This window comes from Polyangium jinanense (assembly GCF_028435365.1).
Map to the genome: position 1 here is coordinate 649,171 of NZ_JAGTJJ010000002.1, position 13,992 is coordinate 663,162.

General features: G+C 64.6%; 10 protein-coding genes. 5 read left to right on the forward strand and 5 right to left on the reverse strand.

Going from position 1 to position 13,992, the window contains the following annotated elements; genetic code table 11:
* Nucleotides 1–159 precede the first annotated feature (159 nt).
* The 3 genes from KEG57_RS07725 to KEG57_RS07735 are packed head-to-tail and all read left to right on the forward strand — an operon-like array spanning nt 160 to nt 2,142.
* Nucleotides 160–426 (forward strand): hypothetical protein, encoded by a 267-nt coding sequence (locus tag KEG57_RS07725; protein WP_272417405.1) that lies wholly within the window; start codon nt 160–162, stop codon nt 424–426.
* Nucleotides 419–1,570 carry a HigA family addiction module antitoxin gene (locus KEG57_RS07730; protein WP_272417406.1) on the forward strand — a complete coding sequence of 384 codons (1,152 nt, stop codon included), beginning with the start codon at nt 419–421 and terminating at the stop codon, nt 1,568–1,570. The genes KEG57_RS07725 and KEG57_RS07730 overlap by 8 nt, the downstream gene beginning before the upstream one ends.
* Complete coding sequence (locus KEG57_RS07735; protein WP_272417407.1) at nt 1,567–2,142, forward strand: hypothetical protein; 576 nt, start codon at nt 1,567–1,569, stop codon at nt 2,140–2,142. Before KEG57_RS07730 ends, KEG57_RS07735 begins: the two co-directional genes overlap by 4 nt.
* Nucleotides 2,143–3,669: 1,527 nt before the next feature.
* Here KEG57_RS07735 and KEG57_RS07740 read toward each other — a convergent pair.
* Nucleotides 3,670–3,825 carry a hypothetical protein gene (locus tag KEG57_RS07740; protein WP_272417408.1) on the reverse strand — a complete coding sequence of 52 codons (156 nt, stop codon included), beginning with the start codon at nt 3,823–3,825 and terminating at the stop codon, nt 3,670–3,672.
* Nucleotides 3,826–4,089: 264 nt separating this feature from the next.
* Complete coding sequence (locus tag KEG57_RS07745) at nt 4,090–4,827, reverse strand: hypothetical protein (protein ID WP_272417409.1); 738 nt, start codon at nt 4,825–4,827, stop codon at nt 4,090–4,092.
* A 140-nt stretch (nt 4,828–4,967) separates the two neighbouring features.
* Between KEG57_RS07745 and KEG57_RS07750 the strand changes: the two genes are divergently transcribed.
* Nucleotides 4,968–5,672 carry a hypothetical protein gene (locus KEG57_RS07750; protein WP_272417410.1) on the forward strand — a complete coding sequence of 235 codons (705 nt, stop codon included), beginning with the start codon at nt 4,968–4,970 and terminating at the stop codon, nt 5,670–5,672.
* 9 nt (nt 5,673–5,681) lie between these two features.
* Nucleotides 5,682–6,662: a Uma2 family endonuclease gene (locus KEG57_RS07755; protein ID WP_272417411.1), complete on the forward strand. Its 981-nt coding sequence runs from the start codon at nt 5,682–5,684 to the stop codon at nt 6,660–6,662.
* Nucleotides 6,663–6,691: 29 nt separating this feature from the next.
* Here KEG57_RS07755 and KEG57_RS07760 read toward each other — a convergent pair whose 3' ends face one another.
* The 3 genes from KEG57_RS07760 to KEG57_RS07770 all read right to left on the reverse strand — a co-directional run bounded on the left by KEG57_RS07760 (nt 6,692) and on the right by KEG57_RS07770 (nt 13,978).
* A complete protein-coding gene (locus KEG57_RS07760) occupies nt 6,692–8,497 on the reverse strand; it encodes an SMI1/KNR4 family protein (RefSeq protein ID WP_272417412.1) in 1,806 nt (601 codons plus the stop codon).
* Between the two features lie 301 nt (nt 8,498–8,798).
* Nucleotides 8,799–11,345 carry an NHL repeat-containing protein gene (locus tag KEG57_RS07765; RefSeq protein WP_272417413.1) on the reverse strand — a complete coding sequence of 849 codons (2,547 nt, stop codon included), beginning with the start codon at nt 11,343–11,345 and terminating at the stop codon, nt 8,799–8,801.
* 68 nt (nt 11,346–11,413) lie between these two features.
* Entirely contained in the window at nt 11,414–13,978 is a 2,565-nt protein-coding gene (locus KEG57_RS07770) for a delta-60 repeat domain-containing protein (RefSeq protein WP_272417414.1), read from the reverse strand.
* Nucleotides 13,979–13,992 lie beyond the last annotated feature (14 nt).

Below are 13,992 nucleotides of genomic sequence, written 5' to 3' on the forward strand. Positions count from 1 at the left end.
ATCCTTGCGCGACGCACAGATTCGTGTTACCCGTTAGGTAACGCGTCGTCTGCCTGCGTCGTGCACCCAGTGGGGAACATGGACATATACTTCAAGAGCCGAAAATTACAGACAGCGCTGGAGAGCCCCGCTGACTGCAGGAAGCTGTACGGCATGGAGATGGCGAAGAAGATCACGCTACGCATGGCCGCCCTGCGCGCTGCTGCGACACTCGCCGACTTCTGGCCGCCTAAAACCGGCCCTGAGCGCTGCCACAAGCTGACGGCTGATCTCGCTGGGACCTTTTCCATGGACGTGAAACAGCCGTACCGGCTGTTGTTCGTACCTCTCGACCTTCCTCCCGGGCCGCTGCCCGTGGACGAGCGGGAGCTGTGGCAGTTGATTCGTGCAATCGAAATCGTCGGGATCGAGGACACTCATGGATAACACGCGCGGACCGAAATTCGAGCCGAACATCGTGCCGCATCCCGGCGGTATGGTGGTCGAGTACCTTGAATTCAACGCATGGTCGCAGCGAGAACTCGCTCGACGGACTGGTTTGACGCCCAAGACCATCAGCGAAATTTGTGCCGGGAAGGCTCCGATTACGCCTGCCACTGCCATTGCGCTTGAGAAGGTCTTCCATCGCCCCGCGCATCTTTGGCTGAATCTGCAACGACAGTTTGATGAAGCCGAGGCGCGGCGCCGCGTGCGGGATGCGGCAAGCGGATGGAAGGACTGGGCAGACAAATTCCCCATGAAACTAATGAAGCGGTATGGATGGCTTGATGTGCGAGAAGGTCAAGACGACGTGGACGCACTTCTCTCCTTCTTCGCCGTGTCTTCGCCTCAGAGTTGGACCTCAGTTTGGCAGGCAGCTGATGTTTCTTATCGCCAAACTAGAAAGTTTCAGCTGAGCGAGGAGGCGACCGCAGCATGGGTCAGAGCTGCCGAACTTACTGCTGCTGAACTGGAAACATCGCCGTTTGATGAAGCGCGCCTCCGGTCAGTCATTAGCAAGCTGCGGCAATGTACACGTATGCGCGCGGAACAGATAATGGCACCTGTGCAAGAGTTGTGTGGGGCTGCAGGTGTTGCCGTCGTATGGGTGCATGATCTTCCAAATACCGGGATTAGTGGGTGCGCGCGATGGTTGTCTAGCAACAGGGCTCTCATTGCCCTGACGCTACGGTACAAGACGGACGATCAGCTGTGGTTCACGTTTTTCCACGAGTTGGGGCACATCCTCCTTCACCGGCGGGATCGTCCGTTTGTTCTTGATAACGCAATCGAGGACCTGGGTGACCATGTTGTCGACCCCGAAATGCAGCGTTTTGAAGACGAGGCAAATCGCTTTGCGGCAGATACGTTGATTCCTCCCGAAAGCCTGTCTAGGTTCGTGAGGGCTGGCAGGTTTACTAATGAAAGCATACACGATTTTGCTGAGGAGGTGGGTGTAGGGCCTGGCATCGTTGTTGGGCGCCTACAACATGACAAGATTCTATCACCACATCAGGGCAATAGGCTGAAGCAGCGGCTGGCGTGGGGTGTGAGTGACGAGGATTCAAATGATGTAGGAGGCGGCAAATGATCGGAAAGATATTCATAACTTCAAGCGGATACGACCCTGAGCTGGGTAAGCACGTGAAGGACCCATACCTAGGAGATTCGCCCAGTTTGGGTGCGTGTCGGCCCGATATACGGAAGAAAGTCTTCCCTGGAGACCACATCTTTACTATCTCGGGTAAGGTTCGGGGAATTCCCCAGTTCGTGATGGGCGGATTTGAGGTTGCTGCGAAGGTACACGCGAACGATGCGTATCGAGCGTTTCCAGAGCAACGTCTACGTAGGCTCGATGATGGTCAACTGACAGGAAATGTCGTCGTGAACGCGGAGGGCCACAAACACCCCTTGGATACACATAAGCATAATGGATTCGATCAAAGGCTCGAAAACTATTTGATAGGCAAGAACCCAATCGCTTTGGTGACACCGCAAGAGATTGCGCGGGGGCGCAGCGAAACACTTGAAGTTCTATGTGAGGTGCTTAAAAAGCAAGGGATGTCGCCCAAGCAGGTTGTTGGCCGGTTTGGGACCACGCTGAATGAGGAACAGGTACTTGCTCTACGTGCATGGCTGCAGTCAATAAAGCGAGCGGCCTAGGAGATGACCATCATGTCGACCTGCGAGATAGTCCCTACGGGCAAGCGTCGCGACGGTGGTACCAAATATTGGTGCTTGAAACACAAGGCTGACGCGACGGCGAAGTACGGTCGACAAGCACAACTATGTCGCTACGCACATGTTCCTCCGATTCAGGAGCGAGACATCCTGTCCCTGGATATCGCAAGCTATCCGGGTGGTGTTGCTCTATGGGGGGCGGTTCCACCGGTGTATGATACAACGAACCTACCGCTCGATCGCGGGATTCATGTTCATGCCCGACGTGCCTCCGGTGGAGTCAAAGACATAGATAGTACCTACCGAGCCGTAAGACTGTGCGACGGGGAAGGACGCTTGCCGAGTGGCGGAGTTCTAATATCCGAACTAGAGGCAATCTACTATATGGTGACCTCCGCGTTCGGCTTTTCCATGAAGTACATCGAGTGTACCTACTGCGGATGGGCACACCTTGATAAGGACTGGTTTAGCGTTCATCCACATCGCGGTCATCTATGTGCAGGTTGCGGGAAGCAATTTCGAGATGCCGATACCGCAATTGGAAATCCTGCGTTGTGTGTAGCCCAGTACGGCCTGGGTTCGGCAAAACCTCGAAAAGCTACGCGTCGTTGCCGTATACGGCAGTCGGAATATCCTGGTGGCATACAGCTATGGGGATCCAATCCAGCCATCATCAGAACGGGTGAACGGCCGGAAGAGTATGGGATCCACGTTCATGCGTTCGCATTCGCCGCAGAAAGCAAGTTGCCCGTAATAGATGATACGTTTGCTAGCGTTGTGGTGGATGGGGTCGTCCTGGATCCGTTAATGGTTCAGACTCTCATGGCCCAGCGCGCGCTGCCTCATATCGAGAACCGTGTCGTGCACATCGTCTGCGCCTCGTGTGGACTGCCGCACTTCGATAGAGGTGAGCTGGCATTTACTCCACACTCGACGCATATCTGCGAATCGTGTGGCGGTTCTTTGGGCAGCAGTGGTCGCCTCAAGAATGTCATAGGTAACCCACTGGTTGATGTTCTTGGAAAGCTTGCGACGGGGGCGCCGAGACAACCTCAGCAGCATTCGTTGGGGTTGTTGCCGGAGACGTTGTGAGCACCTGGCACAACGCACAATAGAACACTCACCGCTCGGCTCTGCTGCGTGTCAAGGTTGTCTCTATTGTCATAATTTCCGCGGTCTCCGCCCGCGTCGACGCCTGTCGCGTGCCGGCGGTTGCCCCTCCTGCGCTCGTTGACTCTCGCTATAGCGTGGGTGATCGCAGACGGATAGGCAGCTGCCCGCCCCGCGCCCGCCGTAAGGCCTCGCCATCCCCATCGTGGAGCGACGGCGCGGTCCTTTGGCGCTGATGTCTTGAATGTGCACAGAATCAAACAGATCGGCGATCAGCGGCTCGTAGTTATAGAGGAACTCGAGGGACGAGCCATCGATGAACCTTCCCTGACCCCCGTCAACGGGTCATTGCGGCATGACGCCATTCGCCTTCTCGAAAGGTCCCTCTCTGCGTGACGCCTACCTTCGATAGCGCTCTCGCGTGATCCGCCAGTACACGAGGCTTGCCACCTGGCGCGGGCTCATTCCTTCGACGCGCAGGCGCAGGAAGCGCGCGAGGCGCAAGAGTCCGCCGGGGTTCAAGCGTGCGGCTTTCCGAAGGGTGCCACGGCGCATGGCCTTCTACAGGTAGCAGGCGGGCGGTCTGCTTCCACACGATCCGGACGGTAGGTTTCTCCAGGTGGGCCGATTGGCAGCCGGTCGAGGTGTCTGGAGGCGCCAGACGAGCGAATCGGCAGCCCATCGAGGCGTCTGGAGGCTCCAGGAAGGCAGATCGGCAGCCGATCGAGGCGTTAGGAAGCTCCAGGCGAGCGGATCGGCCCCCGATCGAGCCACCTGTCTCGGTCTGGGCCACCGATGGGTAGCCGATCGGCCCGTCTGTCACGCTTCGTCGTCCTGATCGTCCTCGTCCGACGTCTTCGACGCGAGCGGCTCGTCCGGCGGGGGCTCGGTGAGCTTGGTGCCGGCGGGGACGCGGAGGTCGTAGAAGAAAAGCGACAGTTGTTCGAGCCGGCCGAGCTCCCGGAGCACGCCTTCCACGAGGGACCGCGCGGCAAGGTACCGATTGAGCCACGCCTGCCGCGCGGCCTCGACCTCGGGCGTGATCGATTGCCGATCGACCTGCACATCCTGCGCGTACGCGACGACCGGGGAGAGGGTCTTCATCATGGAATCGAACTGCCCGTGCCAATGCGCAGCGTCACGGACGGTCACCTTGGGATCGGCGAGCTTCGTCGTGATATGCGTGACGGCGAGGAGCACATCATGCGCGGCATTGCCGACGCCGGTCGCGGTGCCATCGCGGACGAAAAAGACCTTCCGATCCACGATCCCTGCGTCATGCGCACCGAGATGTTTGCTGAACTGTCCCAGCAATCGGCGAGCCTGCTTGAGGAGAGGCCGCTTGTCCTGCGTGCCCTTGCGGCGCGCGGCGTCCTTCTCCCGGGCTGCATCGACGGCGGCTTTGACGGCGTGCGTGGTGTCGTCGAGGCGATCGGCGATGTAGTTCAAGGCAGAATCGAACGCGGGGATCTGCCCGACGAGGCGCGTACGGATCTTCTTCGAGGCATACGGGCCGTAGAACTGCGTCTCGTCCTGATCGATGTTCTTGTCTGCCATGGTCTCCTCTGGAGGTGGGAAGGCGTACGACGCTAGGCGAGGGGGCGGGGGGCAGACAAGGGGAATCTGTAAGCGACCTGCCGGTGTCTTGCCGTGTCTCGTCGTCTCGTGGTACGGCAGGAAACCAAGGAGGGGTTCCCATGGACAGAGCCATCCGGTCGAAGCTACTCGCCGGCCTCGTCGCCACGTTCGCCGCCTACTCGACGATCCCGGGGTGCGTCATCAGGTTTGGGCCCATCTCGGAGGAGGAGCAGACCACGGACGACGGGAGGACGGACACGCCTGACCAGCCGGACGAGCCGCAGCCGACGCCCGAGGAGGAGGCGGATCCCTTCGAGGGGATCGATCCCCAGGAGCTCGCGCTCGTGCAGGCGAAGTCGTCGTTGACCACCGCGTACCTCGTCGCGCAGGCCGAGTCCTCGGGGATCGACCCGAGTACGCTCGACGCCGACGCGCTCGGACAGCTCATGGCGCAGTACCTGCCCGCGGCGTCGGCTTCGGCGGATGCGTGGCTCGCAACGCTCGATCCGGCGACGCTCCCGCTCTACACCGCCCCGTACAGCGAGGCGTGCGAATTCGACTTCAACTGCAAATCGAACATACGCTGCGAATACAACGCGCCCGCGGTGAATCATCGGTGCACCGTCACGGACTGTGGCAAATCGAGGTGCTCGATATGTCCAGATTGGGTTGCAGACCTCTTGAAAAGCCTCGTGTTGACCACCTGGTGCGCTTACGTGTGCCAGGAAACGGGGCTTGCGCCGCGCAAGGTGGTCGCCATCGGCGCCGGTGGAATCTCTGCATTCAAGGGCTACTTCGTCGGCCCGATCTGCAAGGAGCCGTGAGGCGTACCGATGGCGGACGACGATCCCAAGGAAGCTCTAGAGGACCGCGCCAGAGTCCTCGCGACGGGCCTTTTTGACGCTTTGAATCTCGCCGGGCTGCTCGCGGCGCCGCGGGTGCTGGCGAATGCATTTCATCAACAAAAGAAAACCCCGACCCGAGAAGCTTTCGCCAAGGTCCTCGAAGATGCGGTGAAGGCATTCGGCTCCTCCGTCGACTCCACGGGGCTCACCCAGGCGCTTTGCGAGCTCCGCGGCCACGTCGCGACCTGGGAGCCGAGGAGCCCCGCCCCGGAGCCCATCGTGCACGCGGCGCGCAGGGTCCTCCAAGCGCTCAATATCCCGGAGCCCGACGAAGGCTGGGATCGCTGGGAAGGCCCTTCCGAGGAACCCGAGCCCCCTCCTCCTCCCGCCATGCCCCGCATCCTCCGCGCCGAACCCATGACGATCGACGAATGGCTCGCCCATGAAGGCCCCGGTGAGCTCGTCGACGGTTTCCTCATCGCGGAGAAGATTTCGACGCCGCGGGAGGACGCGATTGCGGCGTGGTTTCTCGCCACGCTGCGCGACTGGGCCATCCCCCGCGGTGGCGTCGTCCACGGACGGGGTCACAAGCTCGCCGTCTCCCACGCGACCGGCCGAAAGCCAGATGTCTGCGTGTACATGCCAGGCGACCCATCGAAGAAGAACGACGCGACCTCGATACCCGCTCTGATCCTCGAAGTGTTCACGAGGAATCAGGTCGATCTGCGTCGCGTCGGACAACACGCGGCGCGCGAATACGCCCACCTCGGCGTTCGATGGTACTGGCGCCTGGACTCGGTGTCGCGCGTGCTCGAATTTGCGGAGATCGGACCCGAGGGCTACTGCATGCTCGCCGTGATCGCGGACGACGAGCGTTTCCCCGCCCCCAGCCTTGACGGCCTCACCATCGACCTCGCCGCCCTATGGGCCACCGTCGACGCCCCTACGGATCCGCCACCATCGGGGTGAGCCACGGGGCTACGCCCTCGACGCCCCCTTCAGTCCTCGTCCTCGTCCTCGTCCACCTCCTCCTCGTCCTCCCCGGCAAACAGCGCCGCATGCCGCACGCTCTCGATCCCTTCTTCCAGCGCAGACTTCGGCGACGTGAGGGAGAGATCTTCGTCTGCGAACTGGTATCCGTCGACCATGCCCTCCTCCGAAAGGAGAAGGAAGCCGTCGGCCGTCCCCGGCGACACGAGGAGCACGGCGAACGGAGATGCCGGCGGCGTCGCCTCTCCGAACATGCTCCGCTGCGCCGCGCGGTCGCGTATCTCGTCGATCGAGAGAAAGCGGAACGGTCCCCACGAGAGGCCATTCACCCGCTCGTAAAAGCGGACCACGGCCGGGGGCAAAGGTGCGCCGAGGTGCTCTTGCAGCCAGGTGAGGTCCTCCGCCGAGGCGCCGCGGATCGGCGCGTCGTCGGCCGGCAGGTGCGACGCGCGCAGCGCGAGAAGACGCTCGAACCAGTCGTCCCGGTCGAGTGACACCCGGACACCGTCGTCCGGGTGCGGCGGGCGCAGCGCCACCGACGGGCATTGCACGTATTCCGCGCCGTCGCACATCGTCCGCGCGTGGTGCCGGAGGCGGGAGGCGAAGCGGAAGTCCTCGAATGCGCTCGAGTACGTCTCGTACGAGATGCGAATGACGTTCGCCTCCTGCGCGAGCCATACGTCGAAGCCCGGGTACATCGGCCCGAGCGAGGGCACGTCGTCGATGTCCATGTAAAGGACCGGATAGTCGCCTTCGCGATCCGGCGCATTCGAGAGCATCCACACGCGGCGGTGCTCGGCCCCGCCAGGCACGAGGAATCCGTACTCCATTGCCGGCACGTCGAAGAAGGACGCCCAGGATTGCTCGCCCTCCTCGACCTCGCCCGGCTCGGGATCGGAGGGAGGCTCGTCCATGTCGCCGAATTCGGCCTTGGCGATGGCTTCGAGGGAACGCGGGGTCCACCGGAATGCCGGCGCGAGCTCGAACCATCCGAGCGTCGAGAGCCATTGCGCGTCGAAGGCGAGCCACCTCCTCAGGCTCGGCGGCAGCGGCGCGCCGTTCGGGAGCGTGAGCGCGTCGAGGACCTCCGGCGAGAGCGGGCGGAAGTCCTTGTCGTGTTTCGGCCAGGCGCGCTTCTTCTTCTTCGAGACCTCGACGCCGAGCGCTGAAAAGCCTTCCTCACGGACCTTCGCAATCACGCGCTCGACCAGCGCGACGCCCTGCGGACCGCGGTCGTCGAGCGCGTCGAAGAAGCGGCGGTCGTCGCGGATCTTCGCGAAAAGCGCCTCGGTGCGGAACGCCGTCCGCATGGCCTCGCGGCCGCCATACCCGAAGCGTACTGCGTCCTCGACGTAGCCGAGCGCGGCGTCGAGATCGTCGAGCTCGATGGCGACGCACGCGGCATTGTAAAAGATCGCGGGGTTTTTCGGTCCGTGGGGGAGGCAGGCGGCGAGGTATTTGCGGGCGCGTTCGGGATCCTTGCCGAGGTGCGTGTTGTCGTCCTGCACCGCCCACAGCGCGTTGCAGTACGTGGCGAGGTCGGGATTTTTCCCCTGGAGAAGCGCATCGAAGATCACGAGCGCGTCGCGCGGCCGGGTCTTCGCGCACGCGTGCGAGAGCTGGTTCAACGCGCGACGAAAGGAGCCGAACGCATCGGAGCGTTCGAGGAGGCCTATACGTTCGGCGTCGTCGAGGGCGAGGAGCGTCGCGGCGTGAGCTTCGTTGTCAGGCTTGAATGCCTTGCGGAGCGCGTTCTCGCCGGGACCGTTCAGACGGCTGCGGACGAGGGTGGGGTCGAGCCAGGCGTCGGACATGGCCGCGGAGGCTAATCGTCACCTGGGACAACCTCAACATTCACAAGGACTCGTGTCGACGTCCGCCGAGCGCGCGTCGGCGTCGTTTGTCCGCCGTCCCCATGTGCGCATCCGCTGGAATCTTGCTCTCCTACCGGACTCCGCACCGTCAGACCCTTGACGCTCCGTGGGTCGATTCTTACTCTGCATAGACCCTTCGGTCCCAGCGACGCCATGATTCGCTCGATGACCCGAGGCAGAGCATGACGCGGCGCCGGGCGCGAACCCCCCCTACGCGCCCGGCGCCGCGTTCCACCTGACCCTACGGCGCGAGCCTCACGAGGCCGAAATCCGTCCCGGTCTTCGGCGAGAACCCACGACCGGCGAGAATGACCTTTCCGTCCGGCGATAAGAGCCCATCGTACGCGCCCCACGACCCCGGGGCCGATACCACCGCGCGCCCACCATTGCCGAAGCTCGCGTCGGGCTTTCCGTCCGGCAGATACTTGAAGACCACCATCGTCTCGCGGTCGAGCACGGCCTCGGTTGCCACGAAAAACGAGCCGTCCGGCAGGGGCACAACGGCGGGCACGCCCGTGGGCGCGAGGCTCCCGATGCTTTGCTCGACGAGGCCATTCGTTCCGAACGTCATGTCGAGCGCGCCTTTGTCGTCGAGGCGCGTGATCCCGAGATGGGAGGCGTCGACGTCGCCCGGCTTCATGAAGAGGCCCGCCACGAGGAATCCTCCGTTCGTTTGGCGCGCCAGGCGGGTTGCCGGGAAAGAATTCTCGATCGTCGTCACCCCCGCATTGCCGAAGGACGTGTCGAGCACGCCGGTCGGGAGGACACGGACCACGTAGGACGTCGTGGCGCCGCTCCGGCCCGAGGCGATGATCGTGCCGTCCGCGAGCACCACGAGGTCCGTGATCAGCGCCTCCGTCAACTGGAGCGCCAGAAACCCGTCGACGGCGAAGCTCGTGTCGTGCTCGCCCGTCCCGAGGAGCCTTTTGACATAGGGGATGTTGAAGAACGGGCCCTTCGTCGTCCCTCCGATCACGATACGCCCGTCCCCGTCGACGGCGATCGGATTCGGCGTGCCCTGGAGCGGGTGCTGTATGTTGAACACGCCATTGTCGCCGAAGCTCGGGTCGAGCGCGCCCGTCGCGCCGAGCCGCACGAGATGGCGGACGGACGGGTCGAGGGCAACGCCCGCGACGAGCGTCTTGCCGTCCGATTGCAGCGCGACGCTGAGCGCTCTCGAGAGCGAATCGAGCACGACGACGCCCCCCGGGCCGAAGACCCCGTCGAGCCCGCCGTCCGGTAAGTGCCGCGTGATCATCACGTTCGTGAAGTATCCATGGCCATAATCCGTGGTGCCCGCCGAGACGATCTTCCCGTCCGCGGCGAGTCTCACGGACATGGCTGCGTCGAGCGACGCGCCCGATTGCAGCGTGGCGAGCCCTGCCAGGCCGTACGCGTCGTCCTGCGCGCCGTCCGGCGTGATCCGCGAGAGCGTGGTGCCGGTGCTCGGCGGGAAGTCCCACCGCCCAGCGGCAATGACGCTCCCGTCCGGGGCCGCGGTGATGTCGCGGACCCTGCACGCCGGATGGACCGGCGCAATCCCATCCACGCCATACGTCTTGTCGAGGATCCCATTCGCGTCGAACCGAGCCACCTTGTACCCGCCCGAGCCGTTGAACGTCGTGAGCACCTTGCCGTCCGGAAGGAGCTGCATGGATTCCGCGGCGTTCGCGGAGACCGACGTGGTCGCGATGCCATCCCCGTCGCCGAACGTCGGGTCGAGTTTTCCATCCGCGTCGAGCCGCAGGACCGAGGTACCCCCCGTGGCCTCCCCGGTCGCGAAGATCTTCCCATTCGGCGCGACGGCGCAGAATGACGACGCATAGGCCGGGGTCGCGGGGTCGTAATTGAACAGGCGGAGCTCCTCCACCACGGCCTTGCCGTCGCCGTCGAAGCTCGGATCGAGCGCGCCGCTCGGCAAGAGCCGCACGAATGCCATTCCATCGAAGTTTCCGTGTTTGCCGCAGAGGACGATCTTGCCGTCGCCGGTGATGTTCACACTCGAAGGAAACGATCCATTCTCGAACGGGGGTTCGAGGACGCCGCCCTGTCCGAAGCTCGAGTCGATGCTCCCGTCGGCGAGGAACCGCTGCACGAGGTATCCCGGCGAAAGAGGCTCGCCGCTCCGGCCGGCGACGAGGATCTTGCCGTCGCCCTGAAGCGCGATCGAAACCGCCACCCCCTGTTCGCCGAGCGCGAGGCCCGCCTTGCCGAAGGAAGAAACGGGCTTGCCGGTCGCGTCGAAGCGCGCGAGGAGGACGTGGCTCTGCTCGGTGCCGCGCACGGAGAGGCCCGCGGCGAGGATGTCTCCATTCGGAGCGACCGCGACCGCCTGGAACGAGGTCCGGGTCAGGTTGCTCGTGAGCACCTTGCCGCCCTCGCCGAACGAGAAGTCGGGCGTGCCGCTTTCGGTGGCCCGGAAGAGGTACCCCTCGCCAAATGAAGTGTCGGACGTGCCGCCGGCGACGAGGAGCTTGCCGTCCGGAAGGCGTAACGAGGCGTGGACGTGATCCCAATTGGGCTTGTTTCCGGCCGCCGTGGCGACGCCGTCCGTGCCGAAGCTCGGGTCGAGCGCGACGACGGCCTCCGGGACGTTCGGCCCCGAGCCGCCCGAGCCGCCGGAGCCGCCCACGCCACCGGAACCGCCCACGCCGCCCGAGCCGCCCGAGCCGCCGGAGCCGCCGGAGCTCGACGAACTGGAGCTCGAAGAAGGGGAGCCGCCTCCGCCGCCGCAATGCAGGCAGAAGCCGCCGAGGACCATTGCAAGAAGGAAAAAGTGTCGACGCATGTGACCTCCGCGAAGGAGGTCACATTCTCATGTTTGCAAAGCTACCACCATTGGAAACATCACGCGTTTCACGGCGCGATCCGCACGAGCCCGAAATCCGTACCGCTCTTCGGCGAGAATCCGCGCCCGGCGAGGACGAGTTTCCCGTCCGGCTGCAAAAGCCCATCGTACGCTCCCCACGGCCCCGGGGCCGAGACCAGCGCGCGCCCTGCATTGCCGAAGCTCGGGTCGGGCTTGCCGTCGGGCAGGTACTTGAAGACCACCATCGTCTCGCGGTCGAGCACCGCCGTGGTCGCGACGTAAAAACCGCCGTCCGGCAGCGGTATGACCGCGGGGACGTCGGAGGTCACGACGCCCTCGACGCTCCGCTTGACGAGACCATTCTCGCCGAACGTCATGTCACGCACGCCCTTGTCGTCGATACGCGCGATGCCGATCTCGAAGCCGTCGAGGGCGCCCGGCACGATGAAGATGCCCGCCACCAAAAATCCGCCGTTCGTTTCCCGCGAAAGCCGGTTCAGCGCGGATGCATTCTGCACGGTCGTCACGCCCCCGTCGCCGAAGGACGGGTCGAGCGCGCCGCTCGGGAGCAATCGGACCACGAACGAGCTCGTGTAATCCTTCCAGCCCGTGGCGACGATCGTGCCGTCGTCGAGCGCCACGAGGTCGTGGACCTGTCCCAACGTCGCCGGCAGCGTGACCGCCCCGTCGCCGTCGAAGGTCGTATCGAGCGCGCCCGTCGCGAGCAGCCTCGCGAACGAGGGGATCCCATACGGCGAGCCCATTCCAATCCCTCCGACCACGACGCGCCCCTCGCCGTCGACGCCGAGCGTGATCGCCGTGGCCATCGATTCCGGGAGGTTGACGGTTCCATTGACGCCGAAGCTCGTGTCGGGCGCGCCCGACGCGTCGAGCCGCGCCACCCCGTAGGAGCTCGTGCCGAAGGCAGCCCCCATGACGAGCGTCTTGCCATCCGGTTGCAGCGCGAGGTCCACGGCCGGCGAGACCTTGTCGAGCAGGACGACGCCCCCCGCGCCGAAGCCCGCGTCGGGCGTGCCGTCCGAAAGGTGCCGCGTGATCATGGCGTTCGTGGCGACCGTTTGGGCGCCCATCGTGCCGGCCGAGACGATCTTGCCGTCCGCGGCGAGCTTCACCGAAAAGGCGACGTCACGCGTCGCGCCCGATTGCAGCGTGCTGATGCCCCCCTGCCCATACGTGGTGTCCTGCGCGCCGGAAGGCGTGAGCTGCGCGAGCGTCGTGCCGATGTTCGAAAAGCTCGAGCGGGCGGCGCCGACGACGCTTCCATCGGGGGCCAGGGTGATCTCGCGAACCGCGCCCATGGTGGGGAACTTGGCCAGGCCCGCCGTGCCGTAATTCGTGTCGAGGGTCCCGTCCGCGGAGAAATGCGCCACGGCGTAGGGCCCATCGTCGGTTCGGAATGCCACGAGCACCGAGCCATCCGGGAGGATCCGCAAGGACTCGGCCCAAGCCGAGCCGCCGTCCGCAATGGCAAGGGAGGCGAGCGCGTCCCCGCCGCCGAACGTCGTGTCGGGTTTGCCGCTCGAATCGAGGCGGAGCACCGACGTGGCGAGGGGGCTGCCGCCCGCCACGAGGATCTTGCCGTCCGGCGCGACGCCGCAGATCGAGCCGGAGAGGGGCGACGTCCAGTTCGCATCATCGTACAGGTCGAGGAGCGAGGTCATGAGGATGCCATCCTCGTCGAAGCTCGGATCGAGCGCTCCATCCGGCAGGAGCCGCACGAGGGTCGTGCCGGAGCCATCGCCCGGCATGCCGCAGATGACGATCTTGCCCTCGTTCGTGAGGGCCACGGCCGAGGCGAACGACCCATCTTCGAACGGGATCTCGACGATGCCCGCGTTCCCGAACGCCATGTCCACGCTCCCGTCGGGGAGGAAGCGCTGCACGAGGTATCCGGGCTGCTGGAAGGGCGGAAGGAGCAGGCCAGCGACGACGATCTTGCCGTCGGGCTGGAGCGCGATCGAAAACGCCGTCCCCGAGGCGCCGAGCACGAGGCCCCCCTCGCCGAAGGAAGCGACGGGCTTGCCGGTCGCATCGAAGCGCGCGACGAGCACGCGGGTGAGGTTGAGGCTGATTTGCGGCGAAGCCAGGCCCGCGGCGAGGACGTCTCCATTCGGCGCGACGACCACGCCGTGGAACGCGGCGCGGCTGCGTGTCGTCGCGAGCACCTTGCCGCCGTCGCCGAAGGATTTGTCGAGCGTGCCGTCGGCGTTGGCGCGGAAGAGGAATCCCTCGCCGTAGGAGGTGTCCGACGTGCCGCCTGCGACGAGGGTCTTGCCGTCTGGCTGGCGCGTGGAGGCATACACGATATCCCTGTTCGGCTGGCTCCCGGCCGTCGTGGCGAGGCCCGCCGCGCCGAAGCTCGGGTCGAGCGGCAAGAATGTCTCGCCGCCGCCCGCGCCGCCGCCCGCGCCACCCGCGCCGCCCGACGCGCCGCTGCCGCCGGAGCCGCCCACGCCTCCGGAGCCGCCCGCGCCGCCGGAGCCGCCGGAGCTCGATGAACTGGAGCTCGATGAAGGGGCGTCGCCTCCACCGCCGCAATGCAGGCAGAAGCCGCCGAGGACCATTGAAAGAAGAAAGAAGTGTCGACGCATGTGACCTCCGCGTG